This is a genomic window from Geobacillus thermopakistaniensis, from assembly GCF_000498995.1.
Classification (GTDB): Bacteria; Bacillota; Bacilli; order Bacillales; family Anoxybacillaceae; genus Geobacillus; species Geobacillus thermoleovorans.
Window position 1 is genome coordinate 1 of the sequence record NZ_AYSF01000085.1, and the last position, 16,221, is coordinate 16,221.

Consider the following 16,221-nt stretch of genomic DNA (forward strand, 5'->3'; position numbering starts at 1 on the left):
CGCAAACCAGCGAAGAAGCGAATTCAAAGGAGCTACTTTGCGCCTTCGTCTTCCAGCAGGTTCAAGGAAGATGGATTCCTCGGCGCAAAAAAGCAAGCCGAAAATATGACTGCGACGGCTTCACCGTCCACCGCCATTTGCCAAGGGCGGTTGTATTTCCAAACAGCACGGAGCAAGTGGCGGCGGTCGTCAAATACTGCCATGAGCATGATCTTCCGTTTCTCGCCCGCGGCGCCGGCACGGGGTTAAGCGGCGGGGCGATTCCGCTAAACGGCGAAGTCGTCATCAGCCTAACGCGGATGAAGCGGCTGTTGCACGTCGATCTCGAAAACCGGCGCGCCGTCGTCGAGCCGGGGTTTGTCAACTTGAAGTTGACGAACTCGGTCGCCCACCGCGGCTATTACTTTTCGGCTCTTTTTTGCAACCGCTGCGNATTCCGCTAAACGGCGAAGTCGTCATCAGCCTAACGCGGATGAAGCGGCTGTTGCACGTCGATCTCGAAAACCGGCGCGCCGTCGTCGAGCCGGGGTTTGTCAACTTGAAGTTGACGAACTCGGTCGCCCACCGCGGCTATTACTATGCGCCCGACCCGTCAAGCCAATATTGCTGCACGATCGGCGGCAACGTCGCTGAAAACGCTGGCGGTGCCCACTGCTTAAAATACGGAGTGACGACGAACCATATTTTAGGGCTTGAAGTCGTCTTGCCGAACGGCGAAGTGATTGAAATCGGCGGAAACGGCGTTCCCGATCCGCCAGGCTACGATTTGCTCGGGCTGCTGACCGGGTCGGAAGGGACGCTTGGCATCGTGACAAAAATCACCGTCCGTTTGTTGAAAAATCCCGAGGCCAAACAGACGGTGCTCGCCTATTTTGACGAAGTGGAAGATGCGAGCCAGACCGTTTCCGACATCATTTCCGCTGGAATCGTGCCGGCGGCGCTCGAGATGATGGACCAAACGGCCATCGAGGCGGTCGAAGCGGCCGCGTTTCCGGTCGGGCATCCGAAAGACATCGCCGCGCTGTTGCTCATTGAAGTGGATGGCATTTCCGCCGGGATCGACGAACAAATCAACGATATTTTAACGATTTGCCGCCGCCATCATGTGCGCGAAGTGAAAGTCGCCCAGTCAGAGGAAGAACGGGCCCGCTGGTGGGCGAACCGGAAAACCGGCTTTGGCGCCATGGGGGCGATTTCGCCTGACTATTTAGTGCAAGATGGCGTCATTCCGCGCAGCCGTCTGCCGGAAGTGCTGCGGGAAATCGCCGATATCAGCCGCAAGTATGGACTGAGAATCGCAAACATTTTCCACGCCGGCGACGGCAATTTGCACCCGCTTGTGCTGTTTGATGCGAGCAAGCCTGGGGAGACGGAGCGGGCGCTTGCCGCCGGAAGCGAATGCCTCAAGGCGTGCGCGGCGGTCGGCGGATCAATTACAGGGGAACATGGCGTTGGCATTGAGAAAAAAGAAGAGATGCGCTTCATTTTCACTGATGAGGAAATTTTGGCGCAAACGGCAATCCGCGACGTGTTTAACCCGAAAAACTTGCTCAACGCCGGCAAGCTGTTCCCGACGCCGGGGCGTTGTGTAGAGACAAAGACGCCGTCGACAGTGAAATGAAAATTTTTTGAAAACGATTGCCAGTCATTTCGTTTCATGGTATCATCTTTTTAGAGAAATTGAGAAACGATGTTTCGTAATAAGAAACAAGAGAGGGGAAGAGAATAATGGGCGAATACGTACAAAAAGGGAACATCCAAGTCGCCAAAGTGTTGTACGACTTTGTCAACGAGGAGCTTCTGCCGAACAGCGGGTTGGATCAAGACAAGTTTTGGAGCGATTTCGGCGCGCTCATTTCCGACTTGACGCCGCGCAACAAAGAATTGCTCGCCCGCCGCGATTTTCGGCTACTTTTTTAATGGCTCATNAAGTCGCCAAAGTGTTGTACGACTTTGTCAACGAGGAGCTTCTGCCGAACAGCGGGTTGGATCAAGACAAGTTTTGGAGCGATTTCGGCGCGCTCATTTCCGACTTGACGCCGCGCAACAAAGAATTGCTCGCCCGCCGCGACGAAATTCAAGAAAAATTGAATGAGTGGCATAAAGCGCATCGCGGCCGCTTTGATTTTAACGAATATAAAGCATTTTTGACAGACATCGGCTATTTGGAGCCGGAAGTCGAGGACTTTGAGATTACGACCGACAATGTCGATGATGAAATTGCCGTGCAAGCCGGGCCGCAGCTCGTCGTTCCGTTGACGAACGCCCGCTATGCATTAAACGCTGCCAACGCCCGTTGGGGCAGCCTGTACGACGCGCTGTACGGCACCGATGCCATCAGCGAAGAAGACGGCGCCGAGCGCGGTTCGTCGTACAACCCGGTGCGCGGGGCGAAAGTCATCGCCTACGGGCGGCAGTTTTTAGATGAAGCGGTGCCGCTGGCGCAATATTCCCATAAAGACGCTGTCCAGTACGCCATTGTTGATGGCCAGCTTGTCGTGACGACAGAAGGCGGGGCGACGACGGGGCTGAAAGAGCCGGAAAAATTCGTCGGCTTCCAAGGCGACCCGCAACATCCGACAGCGGTGTTGCTGAAGAACAATGGCCTTCACATTGAAATTCAAATCGACCGCGAGCATGCGGTCGGAAAAACGGATCAAGCCGGGGTCAAAGACATTGTCCTAGAAGCGGCCGTGACAACGATCATGGACGGTGAAGATTCGGTGGCGGCCGTTGACGCCGAAGACAAAGTGCTCGTTTACCGCAACTTGTTTGGTCTCGTTAAAGGCGATTTGACAGCGACATTTGAGAAAAACGGCAAAATCATGACGCGCTCCCTGAACCCGGATCGCGTATACAAAACGCCGGATGGCGGGGAGCTCGTGCTGCCGGGCCGTTCGCTCATGTTCGTGCGCAACGTCGGGCACTTAATGACGAACAACGCGATCTTGCATGCGAATGGCGAGGAAGTGCATGAAGGGATCATGGACGCCGTCATTACAAGCTTGATTATGAAACATTCGCTCATCGGCAATACACGCTACTTGAATTCGCGCAAAGGTTCCATCTACATCGTCAAGCCGAAAATGCACGGATCGGCGGAAGTGGCGTTTGCCAACGAGCTGTTTGACCGTGTCGAAGATATGCTCGGCCTTGAGCGGAATACGATTAAAATCGGCGTGATGGACGAGGAGCGCCGCACGTCGCTCAACTTGAAAAACTGCATCTACCAAGTGCGCGACCGCATCATTTTTATCAACACCGGCTTCCTCGACCGGACCGGAGACGAAATTCATACGTCGATGGAAGCGGGGCCGATGCTGCGCAAAAACGAGATGAAATCATCGACTTGGCTGCAGGCGTATGAAAAATCGAACGTCGCCGTTGGGCTTGCCGCCGGCTTCCGCGGCCGGGCGCAAATCGGCAAAGGAATGTGGGCGATGCCGGATTTGATGGCAGAAATGCTGAAGCAAAAAGGAGCGCAGCTCAAAGCAGGCGCCAATACGGCATGGGTGCCGTCGCCGACAGCGGCCACGCTCCATGCGCTTCATTACCATCAAGTGAACGTCTCCGCTGTGCAAAGCGAACTGGCGAACGATCGGAACGATTATCGCGACGACATGTTGCAAATCCCGGTCGTTGACCATCCGCAATGGACAGCGGAAGAGATTCAAGAAGAGCTCGACAACAACTGCCAAAGCATTTTAGGCTATGTCGTCCGCTGGATCGACCAAGGGATCGGCTGCTCGAAAGTGCCGGACATTCACAACGTCGGACTGATGGAAGACCGGGCGACGCTTCGCATCTCGAGCCAAATTCTCGCCAACTGGCTCCATCATGGCATTTGCACGAAAGAGCAAGTGCTTGAGACGCTCAAGCGGATGGCGAAAGTCGTCGACGAACAAAACGCCGGCGATCCGAACTATCGTCCGATGGCGCCGAATTACGATGATTCGGTGGCGTTCCAAGCGGCGTGCGATCTCATTTTCCGCGGCTATGAACAGCCAAACGGCTATACCGAGCCGATTTTGCACCGCCGCCGTCAAGAAGCAAAAGCGAAATTTGCCGCCATTCAGCAATAAACGCCAAAAGCTGTATAAGGAACAAGGGATGGATGACCTTGTTCCTTCCTATCTATTATGATCAGAAAATTAAGAAAATAAATGGAGAAAGGAGGCAGCTCCTAGTTACTACTGGCCGGTTGTCAAACGCAAAGCAGCACAAAAGGCGGTACAAGGGGATGGGGAAGGCTAGTAGCTAGGGATCAGTGATGGAACATTTGCGAGAACGAGCGTTGCTTGTCCATCGGCAGGCAAGAGGAAAGCTGTCAGTTGAAGTGAAAGTGCCGGTCGTGAATGCCAATGATTTAAGTCTCATTTATTCGCCGGGAGTGGCTGAACCGTGCAAAGAAATTTACGTCGACCAAGACGAAATGTACAACTATACAGTGAAGGGCAATTTTGTCGCCGTCGTCTCGAATGGCACGGCGGTGCTTGGGCTTGGCAACATTGGCGCGCGGGCGGCGCTTCCGGTCATGGAAGGGAAAGCCGCCTTGTTCAAAGCGTTCGCCGGGATCGATGCCGTGCCGCTTTGCCTCGATACTGAAGATCCGGAACAAATCATTCAAACGGTCAAGTTGCTGGAACCGGCGTTTGGGGGCATCAATTTGGAAGATATCGCCGCCCCCGCCTGCTTTGTCATTGAAGAGCGTCTTCGCCAAGAGATGGCGATCCCGGTGTTTCATGATGATCAGCATGGCACGGCGATTGTCGTGGCCGCTGGGCTGACGAACGCCTTGAAAGTGGTTGGCAAACAGCTTGCCGATTGCCGGGTTGTCATCAACGGCGCCGGCGCTGCCGGGGTGGCGATCGCCAAATTGCTGCTGTCGATCGGAGTCGGCGAACTGATCGTTTGCGACACAAAAGGAGCGATTTATGAAGGGCGCTCGCATGGGATGAACGCTATCAAGGAAGAAATCGCCCGGCAAACGAATCACCGCCGTATCTCCGGGACGCTTGCGGACGTCATTCAAGGCGCGGATGTGTTTATCGGTGTCTCGGTTGCTGGGGCGTTGACGCCGGCGATGGTTCGGACGATGAACCGCGGGGCGGTCGTATTCGCCTTGGCCAATCCGGTGCCTGAGATCATGCCGGATGAGGCAAAAGCCGCCGGCGCCGCCGTGGTCGCGACCGGCCGGTCGGATTTGCCGAACCAAGTGAACAACGTGTTGGCGTTCCCTGGCATTTTCCGCGGCGCGCTCGATGTGCGGGCGACGCAAATTAATGAGGCGATGAAAATTGCCGCTGCCGAAGCCATCGCCGGGCTCATCCAGCCGGAAGAGCTGACGGAAGAGTATGTCATCCCGAACCCGTTTGACCGGCGCGTCGTCGAGGCCGTCGCTTCCGCCGTCGCCCGTGCCGCCATGGAGACCGGGGTGGCTCGAGTCAAGGAAAAAGTTGAGGAACAAAATCGTGTCAGAGAGGGGTAGCCATCGATGAAATTTGCCCGTTTTCTCGCTGATGGCGCGATTCGCGCCGGTGTGGTGAACGGTGAAGTGATCCGCGAAATCGAAGGAAATATGTTCACCGCTTGGGATTATACGGGAAACGTATTTCGCTATGATCGCGTTTCGCTCGTGGCGCCGCTTGCGCCGCGCCATGTGATCGGCATTGGCGCCAACTATGTGGCCTCCAGTGAACAGCTGCCGGTGGAACTGCCAGATATTCCTGTCTTTTTCTTTAAACCATCCTCGTCGGTCGTCGGGCCGGAAGCGGAGGTGGTCATTCCGAGCGGGGTTGGTGAAGTGAAATTTGAATCCGAGCTGGCGGTTGTGATCGGCAAAGAGGCAAAACAGGTGAGCGAAGAAGACGTGTGGTCGTATATTTTCGGCTATACGGTCGCCAACGATGTCACCGCGCCGCAGTTTTTCCACCCGGACGGCCATTGGACGATCGGAAAATCGTTCGATACGTTTACACCGCTCGGCCCGGTCATTGAAACAGAGCTCGATCCTCGGGCTGTATCGGTGAAAGCGCGGGTCAATGGTGAAGAAAAGCAGAACAGCTCGACCAAGCTGATGATCATTTCCATCAGCAAAATGATTTCGTATTTGTCTCATGTCATGACGCTGCAACCGGGCGACGTCATTTTGACGGGAAGCCCGGTCGGCGCCGAGCTTGTCGGCCCGGGGACGGTCATTGAATGCGATGTGGACGGCATCGGCACGCTCCGCAATACGTTCGTCGCCGCCAAAGCGCCAGCCGTTTCCATCCGACGTTCATAACGAACCTGCGGCATCTCTGGGCCAAACAAGGCATCAGGCGCGTCCTGACGGTGAATACGTTCCGTCCGTTAAGGCGGCGCTCGCTGCCATGCGCGCCTGCGCTGCTCTCCCGCCTGCAAAAGCCCGGCTGTTCGTGTATAATGGCGAGCGGAGAGAACAAATCGAGGTGAATGCGATGGAACGAGAAAACACGGTCAAATCGGTCCGCCGGGCGCTGCAAATTATCGAAATCGTCAGCACGAAAAAGGACGGGCTGGGCGTGACGGAAATCGCGAAACAAATGGACATCAACAAAAGTTCGGTGTACCGCATTTTAACGACGCTTGCCCAATACGGCTATATCGAACAACATCCGGAAACGGAGCGGTATAAGCTCGGCTACAAGTTTTTAGAGCTCAGCTCAAAGCTGCTTGATTCGATCGATTTGCGCCAAGAGGCGAAGCCATATTTGCGCGAGCTCGAAAAAGAAACGAACGAGGTCATCCACCTCGTCGTCTATGATCAAGGGGAAGTCATTTATATTGAAAAATTGGAAGGAACGGAGACGCTGCGCATGCACTCCAAAGTCGGCAAGCGGGCTCCGATGCATTGCACGGCGGTCGGCAAGGCCATTTTAGCCCATTTGCCGCCCGCGGTGGCTGCAGAGATCATCGATCGGAAAGGACTGCCGAAGCATACCGATTGGACGATCACCGACCGCGAGGCATTTTTCCGCGAACTTGAGACCGTCCGGCAAAACGGGTATGCGCTTGACTTGGAAGAAAACGAGTACGGTATCCGATGTGTTGCCGTTCCGATTTTTGACTATACTGGCGGCGTCGTCGCGGCGATCAGCGTTTCCGGCCCGACGATCCGCATGACGGACGACCGCATCACATCGCTCACTGTGCGCATGCGGCAGATCGGCAAAGAACTGTCGGCAAGGCTCGGCTATCGTGGAGCCCATTCCGTCCAGCTGTAGCGGCTGGACGTTTTTTTTGTGCCAAGAAGAATGACCTATGTGGATGCCGCCTTGGCGGGGAAGATGAGAGGAAGGCGTCCTTTTTCCAAAACCGTTCAGATACAATCGAACGTTCTGTCGTTCGGCCGGCTCCGATATATCGGTTGTCTGCCAGTTTGAAACGAGAGAGGACTGCCTCTTGGTGGGCGTTTTTTGTAGTGCAAACAAACGGAATGCATGTAAAATAGAAACGAGGTGATATGCGACGTGAAAAAACAGACGCTGTCGGAATGGATCGAACAGCTTCGCCAAGATCCGAATGTCGTGCATTGGCATGAAATCGAACCGAAAGAAGCGAGTTTCGTTCCGTTTCCAGACGAACTCGATCCGCGGCTTGGCGCGGCGCTCAAAGCGCGCGGCATCGCTTCGTTGTATACGCACCAGGCGGCCGCTTATGACGCGGTCCAAAGCGGGCGGAACATTGTCGCCGTGACGCCGACCGCTTCAGGGAAAACGCTTTGCTACAATTTGCCGGTGCTCGATGCCATTGCCAAAGAGCCATCGAGCCGCGCCCTGTATATCTTTCCAACGAAGGCGCTCGCTCAAGATCAAAAAAATGAACTAAACGAGATCATCGCCGAGATGGGGGTGTCGATTTACAGCCATACATACGACGGCGACACGGCGCCGGCGCTGCGGCAAAAAATCCGTCAAGCGGGCCATATTGTCATCACCAACCCAGATATGCTCCATACGGCCATTTTGCCGCACCATACGAAATGGATTTCTCTTTTTGAACAGCTGCGCTACGTCGTCATCGATGAACTGCATACATACCGCGGCGTATTCGGCAGCCATGTGGCGAACGTCATCCGCCGCTTAAAGCGCATTTGCGCCTTTTACGGGAGTCGACCAACGTTTATTTGCACGTCGGCGACGATCGCCAATCCGAAAGAGTTGGCGGAGCGGCTGATCGGTGAACCGGTGGCGCTTATTGACAACAATGGGGCGCCGCGCGGGCGGAAATATTTCGTGTTTTACAATCCGCCGGTTGTCGAGCGGACGATGAACATCCGCCAAAGCGCGACAAAAACGGCCGTTGAGCTCGCAAGACAGCTGCTTGTCAACCGCATTCCGACGATCGTTTTCGCCCGCAGCCGCGTCCGTGTCGAGTTGATTTTAAGCCATTTGCAGGCGGTGGTGAACGAACGAATCGGCGATACGACGATCCGCGGCTACCGCGGCGGCTACTTGCCGAACGAGCGGCGCGCCATTGAAAAAGGGTTGCGCAGCGGGGAGATTATCGGTGTGGTGAGCACGAATGCGCTCGAGCTCGGTGTTGATATCGGCCAATTGCAAGCGTGCATCTTAACAGGGTATCCGGGAACGATCGCCAGCACGTGGCAGCAAGCCGGGCGCGCCGGCCGGCGCCAGGGCGATTCGCTCGTTGTGATGATCGCAAGCGCAAGCCCCCTCGATCAGTACATCATCTCCCATCCAGAATACTTTTTCGCCCGCTCGCCGGAGGCGGCGCGCATCAACCCGGACAATCTGCTCATTTTGGTCGATCATATCAAATGCGCCGCCTATGAGCTTCCGTTCCGGCGCGGCGAGACGTTCGGCGGCGTCGAGGTCGAAGAGGTGCTCGACTTTTTGGCCGAGCAAGGGGTGCTAAACGAACGCGCTGGGCGCTGGCACTGGATGAGCGACGCGTTTCCCGCGCATGATATCAGTTTGCGCTCCGCGGCTCAGGAAAACGTCGTCATCATCGATATTTCCGACACCGCCCACCATCGCGTCATCGGCGAAATGGACCGCTTCAGCGCGATGACGCTGCTTCATGATGAAGCGATTTATTTGCACGAAGGAGCACAATACCAAGTTGAAAAGCTCGACTGGGAGGAGAAAAAGGCGTACGTCCGCCAAGTCGATGTTGAATATTTTACGGACGCCAATTTAGCTGTCCGGCTTGATGTGCTGTCGGAAGACCGGAGCGAAACGCGCGGACAAATGGCGGTGCGTTACGGTGATGTATCGGTCCGAGCGATGGCGACGATTTTTAAAAAGCTGAAGCTGTCGACGTTTGAAAACATCGGATCAGGGCCGATCCGCCTTCCGGAGGAAACGCTTCATACGTCGGCGGCGTGGATCGAGTGGGAGGCGGTGCCGTCACGGTTTTCCCCGGCGCTGTTTGAACAACTCCTTGTCGGCATCGCCAATGTGCTTGGTCATCTCGTGCCGGTGTTTGTCATGTGCGACCGCTCCGATCTTCACGTCGTGCCGCAGCTTAAGGCGCCGCATTCCGGACGGCCGACGATTTTCCTTTATGATCGCTATCCAGGCGGAGTCGGCCTGTCGGAGGCGGTGTTTGAACGGTATGAAGAGATCATGAAACATGTGAAAGAATGGGTCGAACGCTGCCCGTGTGCGGACGGCTGCCCATCGTGCATCGGCATTTCAAGCGCTGACGGACCGTCGTTGAAGCGCGAACTTGTCCAGTTTTTGGACGAACAACTTGCCGTTTGGGCCGGTCCGTCCGTTTAAGCGTCGTCATGCGTGTTTTTGTTTTCGGCTGCGTTTTTTTCGTTGTTCTNGCCCATCGTGCATCGGCATTTCAAGCGCTGACGGACCGTCGTTGAAGCGCGAACTTGTCCAGTTTTTGGACGAACAACTTGCCGTTTGGGCCGGTCCGTCCGTTTAAGCGTCGTCATGCGTGTTTTTGCCGAGTGTGGGAGAATCAACTTATAGAAGCAAGCCGACGTCAAGCAAGGAGGGGGTGAACGGATGAAGCCGAAGTTGGCGCAATGGAAAGAATTGCTTGCCGCCCGGCATAAAAAGGAGAACGATGAAGAAAAAGAAGAGGAGAAACCGGACGGACGACCTGTGACGGACGTGCCGTATGCCGACGTTTGGCGGGAGTACGGCGCCAAGCCGTATTGGTTTGCCGGCGATTACTGCCTCATTCGGGAAACGGTGTATCCGCTTGACTATCAGCACGGCCGCTATCGGCTCGGAGCGCTGTATGAAGTGCACGAAAGATGGCAGGAAGCGCCGTTTTCCCATCCGCTCTCCTGCCGCGGCTTTGCCGTTAGCGACTTATTCTTTTTTGACACGGAGACGATGGGACTTTCAAGCGGGGCGGGAAACATCATGTTCTTGCTTGGCCACGCCCGCATTCTTGGCGATTTCGTCACCATCCGCCAGCACCTTCTGCCATACCCAGGGGCGGAAGTGGCGCTCTATCAAAGTTTTTTGTCTGACGTCGATTATACGACGCTTGTTACCTATAATGGAAAAGCGTTCGACTGGCCGCGCCTGAAAACGCGCCATGCGCTTGTCCGCAACATGGTGCCAAAACTGCCAGCGTTCGGTCATTTTGATTTGTATCACGCCGCCCGCCGCTTATGGAAAGACAAATTGGATTCGCTGCGCCTTTCGGAAGTGGAGCGGCACATTCTCTATGTCGAGCGGGGCGATGATGTGCCGGGCTTTTTGGCGCCGATGATGTACAAGGAGTTTTTGCAAACGCCCCATCCAGACCGGCTCATGCCAGTATTGCGCCATAACGAGCGCGACGTGTTGTCGCTCATTGCTCTCTACATTCACCTATCCGTTCAGCTGCTTGAAGCGGACCGGCTCGCTGACCCCAAGGAGCAGTTGGCCGCCGCCCGTTGGTTCGAAGCGGTCGGGGAAACAGCGGCGGCAAGGGGGGTGTACGAGGAGGCGAGCGGCAAAGGGGCGAAGGAAGCGCAGACGGCGAAATGGCAGCTTTCTCTTTTATACCGAAAAGAAAAACGATATGAAGAGGCTGCTCTCCTTTGGCGCGACTTGTTTATCCACGGAAATGGCTATTGGAAGGCGAAGGCCGGGCTTGAACTGGCGAAGGTGTATGAACATTATTTCCGGGATGCGGCCGAAGCGCACCGTTATGCCGTTATGGCATATGAAGCGTGGCGGTCGCTCGCTAGGATGAGCCGACAACATAGCGAGAAAGAAGAAGCGGAATGGCGCAGGCGGCTCGCGCGGCTTGAACGCAAGAAAAACGGGTGAGAACTCGTCCATTTCCCTGGCAAGCGCAAAATATGACAGAAAACGAAAATGTTTCGTCTTTTTGTTGTGAATCTTGTAGAAAAAAGAAAAAACGTGTACAATGGCATCGGAATGAACGAAAACGATGGCAGGGAGAAGAAGACGATGCGGAGCATGTACAAAAAAATTTTGTATCTCTTTTTTATTGTCGTCGGTTTGACGTTTGTCGTGTTCAATTATATCTATTAATGAACGTCAGAGAGGCCGGCGCCGCATAACGGATTCAAAAAGACGAATGACTATGCCAAAACGTCCGAAGCACCGGAGCGAGAGAGCCGGTAGATTGTTGGCGCGAATGGCTCTTCAAAATGGGTGTTTATACTAGTACGAGTCCACTCCGTTCATCATAGGCTAGTATTGTCAAGCAACAGCCTAAATTGATGAAAGGAGAGGAATATGATGCATTGCCTGCCGAATGTAACGGCGCCGATCGTTCATCCGCCTCGTTGCAACGTTTTGCATCATTTCGAAGCAACGATTGTGCCGCATATCCATCCATCGCATACGATGCATGTTTATCATCACCTGTATGAACATCAACATTATTTCCCGCATACGGAATCGGCGGTGGCTCAGGCTGCCAATCGCCATCTGTACTGCCCGGGTCCGGGACCGATGCCATTTCCGCCGTTTCCGCTGCGATAGTAAGGGCCAAAAACAGAAGCCGCTTTGTCGGCTTCTGTTTTTTTACGGATGGAAAACGCCGGCAGCCGGCGGCGTTTGGGCGGGAGGACGGCGTTTCGGCGCCGCCGGGAAGTCTGCGTGGGCGCCATGCGGCTTCCCGATCGATGCGGCAAGCCAACCGTCAATTGACAACCGGCTGAATTTCTGAAAAAATAAAGAGAAGATGATCGTTGAATGCGGATTGAGGTGAAAAGCCATGTCAGCCCATCAAGTGAAACTGACGCCGAAAGACATTTTAGAAAAGGAATTTAAGGTAAGCATACGGGGGTACAACCAAGACGAAGTGGATCAATTTTTGGATCTCATTATTAAAGATTATGAAGCATTTCAGCAAGAAATTGACGAGTTGCGCCAGGAAAACGCCCGGCTGAAGCGGCAAGTCGAGGAGCTTCAAAAACGGCCGGCGATGTCGGCGGGAACGACGAACTACGACATTTTGCAGCGCCTTTCCAACTTAGAAAAGCATGTGTTTGGCCGGAAACTGTATGAATAACCAGCCGGCAGGGCGAAGTTGATGCAGGGATTTCTAATTTTTTCTTCTTGATTCTCACACCAAGATCAGCTATACTGTAAGATGCTCGCAGCGTTAATCATGTTCGGGTAATCGCTGCGGCCGGTTTCGGCCGTAGAGGAAAGTCCATGCTCGCACGGTGCTGAGATGCCCGTAGTGTTCGTGCCTAGCGAATCCATAAGCTAGGGCAGTCTGGCTTCGGCTGGGCTGACGGCGGGGAAAGAACCTACGTCCGCATGCGGATATGGTTCGATTACCCTGAAAGTGCCACAGTGACGCAGCTCTAAGGGAAACCTTAGAGGTGGAACGCGGTAAACCCCACGAGCGAGAAACCCAAATGATGGTAGGGGCACCTTCCCGAAGGAAATGAACGGAGGGAAGGACAGGCGGCGTACGCTGCCTGTAGATAGATGATTACCGCCGGAGTACGAGGCGAAAGCCGCTTGCAGTACGAAGGTACAGAACATGGCTTACAGAACATGATTAACGCGGTGATTGGAATCGTGGGAAAGCCCTCCTGCAGGAAGGAGGGCTTTCTCTTTTGTGTGTTTTCCTTCCATATGACTATAATGGAAGTATAGGCCATGAATGAGGATACATACATCTATCAGATAGGGGGAACAGGATGACTTCGTTTTCGCTGATTGCCACGGCCGCGATGGGGCTCGAATCAGTCGTCGCGGAAGAAGTGCGCCGGCTTGGCTATGAGTGCCAAGTGGAGAACGGCAAAGTGACGTTTGAAGGCGATGCGCTCGCCATTTGCCGGGCCAACCTTTGGCTGCGCACCGCTGACCGCGTGAAGCTGAAAGTCGGTGAGTTTCGAGCGACGACGTTTGAGGAGTTGTTTGAACAAACGAAGGCGTTGCCATGGGCCGATTACTTGCCGAAAGATGCCGAGTTTCCGGTGATCGGGAAGTCGGTCAAATCAACGCTGTTCAGCGTTTCCGACTGCCAAGCCATTGTGAAAAAGGCAGTCGTCGAAAGCTTAAAAGCGCGCTATCATTTGTCGTGGTTCCCGGAAACCGGGCCGTTGTATCGGATCGAGGTGGCGCTTCACAAAGATATCGCTACGTTGACGATCGATACAAGCGGCGCCGGGCTGCATAAACGCGGCTACCGTGCTCGCCAAGGGGAGGCGCCGCTAAGAGAGACGCTCGCGGCCGCCTTAGTGTTGCTCACCAATTGGACGCCCGAGCGCCCGTTCGTCGATCCGTTTTGCGGGTCGGGCACGATTGCCATTGAGGCGGCGCTGATCGGCCAAAACATCGCCCCAGGGTTTAACCGGGATTTCGTCTCGGAGCAATGGCCGTGGATCGGGGAATCGGTATGGGAAGAGGCGCGCCAAGAGGCGGAACAGATGGCGCGTTACGACCAACCGCTTGATATTTGCGGGATTGACCTTGACCCGCACATGGTCGAGATCGCCAAGATGAATGCAGCCGAAGCGGGGCTTTCCGATCTCATTTCTTTTCGGGAGGGCCGCGCCGAGCAGTTTCGGACCGATGCACAATACGGGGTGATCGTCGGCAACCCGCCATACGGCGAACGGCTTGGCGAACAACGGGAGGTCGAAGCGCTCTATCGCGCCATCGGCCGCGCCTTCGCCGCCTTGGATACGTGGTCGGTGTACATTTTAACCGCCCACCGCGGTTTTGAAACGCATTACGGCCGCCCGGCGACGAAGCGGCGCAAACTGTTTAACGGCTTTATTGAAACCCATTACTACCAGTACTGGGGGCCGCGGCCGCCGCGCGAAGCTCGAAGTTGACTTCTCGGCGGCCATCGATCATAATATTGTTTTGTTACTAGGGATCGAGCGCGCAACAAACTTGTTGCGCGCTTATGCATGATATGCCGGGGGAGTTTATGCCAATTGGAGGGGTGGCGACGATGGGCCATGAACGTTATCCGTTTGTTGTAGAAAAAAATGAAAACTTTTTTGATAAGTTGAGCCAGTGGATCGGCGATGTTTTTTATGACATTTTGCCGGAAGCCGGCTTTGAGCTGCGCGACGAGCAAATTTATATGGCGTTTCAGCTCGAGCGGGCGTTTCGAGAAAAAAAGGTGATCTTTGCCGAAGCGGGAGTTGGCACAGGGAAAACGATCGTGTATTTGCTGTATGCAGTCTGCTACGCCCGCTATACCGGCAAGCCGGCCATTATCGCCTGCGCCGATGAGACGCTCATTGAGCAGCTCGTCAAAAAGGAAGGCGATATTGCGAAGCTATCCAACGTGCTCGGGCTGGAAATCGACGTCCGGCTGGCGAAATCGCCAGATCAATATTTATGTTTGAATAAACTGGAAGAAGTAACGACGTATGACGATGACGACATCGAGCTGTATGAGCAAATTTACGATGAACTTCCGGCCTTCGTCCATGACAACAAACCGCTGCAGTCGTTCTACCGCTACGGCGACCGAAAAGAATACGCCCACCTGACTGATGAGCAGTGGAAAAAAATCGCCTGGGATCCGTTTCAAGACTGTTTCACGTGCGAAAAGCGGCATCGCTGCGGACAGACGCTTTGGCGCGACTATTACCGGAAGGCGGCGGATTTGATCGTCTGCTCGCACGATTTTTATATGGAACATGTTTGGACGTATGAAGCGCGCAAGCGGGAAGGACAGCTGCCGCTGTTGCCGGAAGCGAGCTGTGTCGTGTTTGACGAAGGGCATTTATTGGAGTTCGCTGCGCAAAAGGCGTTGACATATCGAATGAAAGAGACGACGCTTGAGACGTTGCTGACACGTCTTCTTGAAAACGACATCCGTGAAGAGCTCGCCTATTTAATTGAGGAGACGCTGGAGACGAGCACGCGCTTTTTTGATGAGCTGAAAGCGTGCGCGAAAGACGTTCCGGGTTCGAACCGGAAAGAAATTTTGCCGTCGCCGCGTCTTGAACAATGGGCGAAGCGGCTCCGCGGCCAAATGGTCGAAATCGGCAACGAGCTTGTGTTTGAAAGCGAGACGTATACGATCGATCATTACCAGCTGAACATTGTGGATGAATATTTGGACCAAATCCAGTATTCACTCGATTTGTTTTTGAAAAACGCCGACGCCATTACGTGGCTTGAGTCGTCGCGTCAAGAGGCGACGTTTGTCGTCATGCCGCGCACCGTTCAAGAAGTGTTGCGCGAAAAAGTGTTCAGCAAACGAATGCCGTTTATCTTTTCGTCAGCGACGCTATCGAGCGGAAAATCGTTTGCCTATATCGCCCAAAGCTTAGGCATTGATGACTATTTATCGTTCAGCGTGCCGTCGCCGTTTGATTACGACGAACAGATGACGATTTTTATGCCGACGTTCCGCGCGGATGAGACGCTGTTTGCCAAAAAATACGCATATGCGCTTGAAAAATTGCGCGAAACCGGAGGCCGGGCGCTCATCTTGTTCCCGACGCGCGAGGAGCTTCTTCAGTTTAAAGAGGCGGCAGCCGGCGAACCATTTTCGTTTTTGTTTGAAGGCGACCGTGAAATCAGCGATTTGGTCGCCGAGTTTCAGCGTAACGAGGAAACGGTGCTTTGTTCCGAACATTTATGGGAAGGACTTGACATCCCGGGGCCGTCGCTTTCGAACGTCATTATTTGGTCGCTGCCGTATCCGCCGAATGATCCGGTGTTTCAGGCGAAGCGAAAAGCGTATAGCAACCCGTTTTGGGACGTCGATGTGCCGTATATGCTTCTTTTTCGGCCAATTTTTCGTGATCTTTTG

General features: G+C 54.5%; 12 protein-coding genes, 1 other RNA gene and 2 pseudogenes. 14 read left to right on the top strand and 1 reads right to left on the bottom strand.

What is annotated here, in order from left to right; all coding sequences use genetic code 11:
* Positions 1 to 101 precede the first annotated feature (101 nt).
* The 10 genes and pseudogenes from T260_RS1000000140835 to T260_RS124000 all read left to right on the top strand — a co-directional run.
* Positions 102 to 260, top strand: a pseudogene (locus T260_RS1000000140835) (FAD-binding oxidoreductase); the annotation flags it as partial.
* A gap of 173 nt (positions 261 to 433) precedes the next feature.
* A pseudogene (locus tag T260_RS0120945) lies at positions 434 to 1,621 on the top strand (FAD-linked oxidase C-terminal domain-containing protein); the annotation flags it as partial.
* 107 nt (positions 1,622 to 1,728) lie between these two features.
* The gene (locus T260_RS124040) at positions 1,729 to 1,920 is read left to right on the top strand and encodes a hypothetical protein (protein WP_023634473.1); all 192 of its coding nucleotides are present in this window, start codon (positions 1,729 to 1,731) and stop codon (positions 1,918 to 1,920) included.
* A complete protein-coding gene (locus tag T260_RS124035) occupies positions 1,920 to 4,082 on the top strand; it encodes a malate synthase G (protein ID WP_023634474.1) in 2,163 nt (720 codons plus the stop codon). Before T260_RS124040 ends, T260_RS124035 begins: the two co-directional genes overlap by 1 nt.
* A gap of 188 nt (positions 4,083 to 4,270) precedes the next feature.
* Entirely contained in the window at positions 4,271 to 5,488 is a 1,218-nt protein-coding gene (locus tag T260_RS124030; protein WP_011231030.1) for an NAD(P)-dependent malic enzyme, read from the top strand.
* Between the two features lie 6 nt (positions 5,489 to 5,494).
* A complete protein-coding gene (locus tag T260_RS124025) occupies positions 5,495 to 6,283 on the top strand; it encodes a fumarylacetoacetate hydrolase family protein (RefSeq protein WP_023634476.1) in 789 nt (262 codons plus the stop codon).
* A gap of 175 nt (positions 6,284 to 6,458) precedes the next feature.
* Complete coding sequence (locus T260_RS124020; RefSeq protein WP_031213154.1) at positions 6,459 to 7,244, top strand: IclR family transcriptional regulator; 786 nt, start codon at positions 6,459 to 6,461, stop codon at positions 7,242 to 7,244.
* A gap of 246 nt (positions 7,245 to 7,490) precedes the next feature.
* Entirely contained in the window at positions 7,491 to 9,767 is a 2,277-nt protein-coding gene (locus T260_RS124015) for a DEAD/DEAH box helicase (protein WP_023634477.1), read from the top strand.
* Positions 9,768 to 10,007: 240 nt separating this feature from the next.
* Complete coding sequence (locus tag T260_RS124010; RefSeq protein ID WP_011231034.1) at positions 10,008 to 11,273, top strand: ribonuclease H-like domain-containing protein; 1,266 nt, start codon at positions 10,008 to 10,010, stop codon at positions 11,271 to 11,273.
* A gap of 438 nt (positions 11,274 to 11,711) precedes the next feature.
* Positions 11,712 to 11,957, top strand: a complete 246-nt coding sequence (locus T260_RS124000) for a CotD family spore coat protein (RefSeq protein ID WP_014195684.1) — start codon at positions 11,712 to 11,714, stop codon at positions 11,955 to 11,957.
* A gap of 42 nt (positions 11,958 to 11,999) precedes the next feature.
* On the opposite strand, the gene T260_RS123995 is transcribed toward T260_RS124000, so the two are convergent.
* Positions 12,000 to 12,194, bottom strand: a complete 195-nt coding sequence (locus T260_RS123995) for a hypothetical protein (protein WP_014195685.1) — start codon at positions 12,192 to 12,194, stop codon at positions 12,000 to 12,002.
* Between T260_RS123995 and gpsB the strand changes: the two genes are divergently transcribed.
* The 4 genes from gpsB to T260_RS123980 all read left to right on the top strand — a co-directional run.
* Positions 12,193 to 12,489 carry a cell division regulator GpsB gene (gene gpsB / locus T260_RS123990; RefSeq protein WP_011231037.1) on the top strand — a complete coding sequence of 99 codons (297 nt, stop codon included), beginning with the start codon at positions 12,193 to 12,195 and terminating at the stop codon, positions 12,487 to 12,489. The genes T260_RS123995 and gpsB overlap by 2 nt on opposite strands.
* Positions 12,490 to 12,588: 99 nt before the next feature.
* Positions 12,589 to 12,985: RNase P RNA component class B (gene rnpB / locus T260_RS1000000139125), an RNA gene on the top strand.
* A gap of 147 nt (positions 12,986 to 13,132) precedes the next feature.
* Positions 13,133 to 14,275, top strand: a complete 1,143-nt coding sequence (locus T260_RS123985; RefSeq protein ID WP_014195686.1) for a THUMP domain-containing class I SAM-dependent RNA methyltransferase — start codon at positions 13,133 to 13,135, stop codon at positions 14,273 to 14,275.
* 122 nt (positions 14,276 to 14,397) lie between these two features.
* Positions 14,398 to 16,221 (top strand): ATP-dependent DNA helicase (locus T260_RS123980; protein ID WP_023634479.1); only part of this gene is annotated, 1,824 nt, incomplete at its 3' end.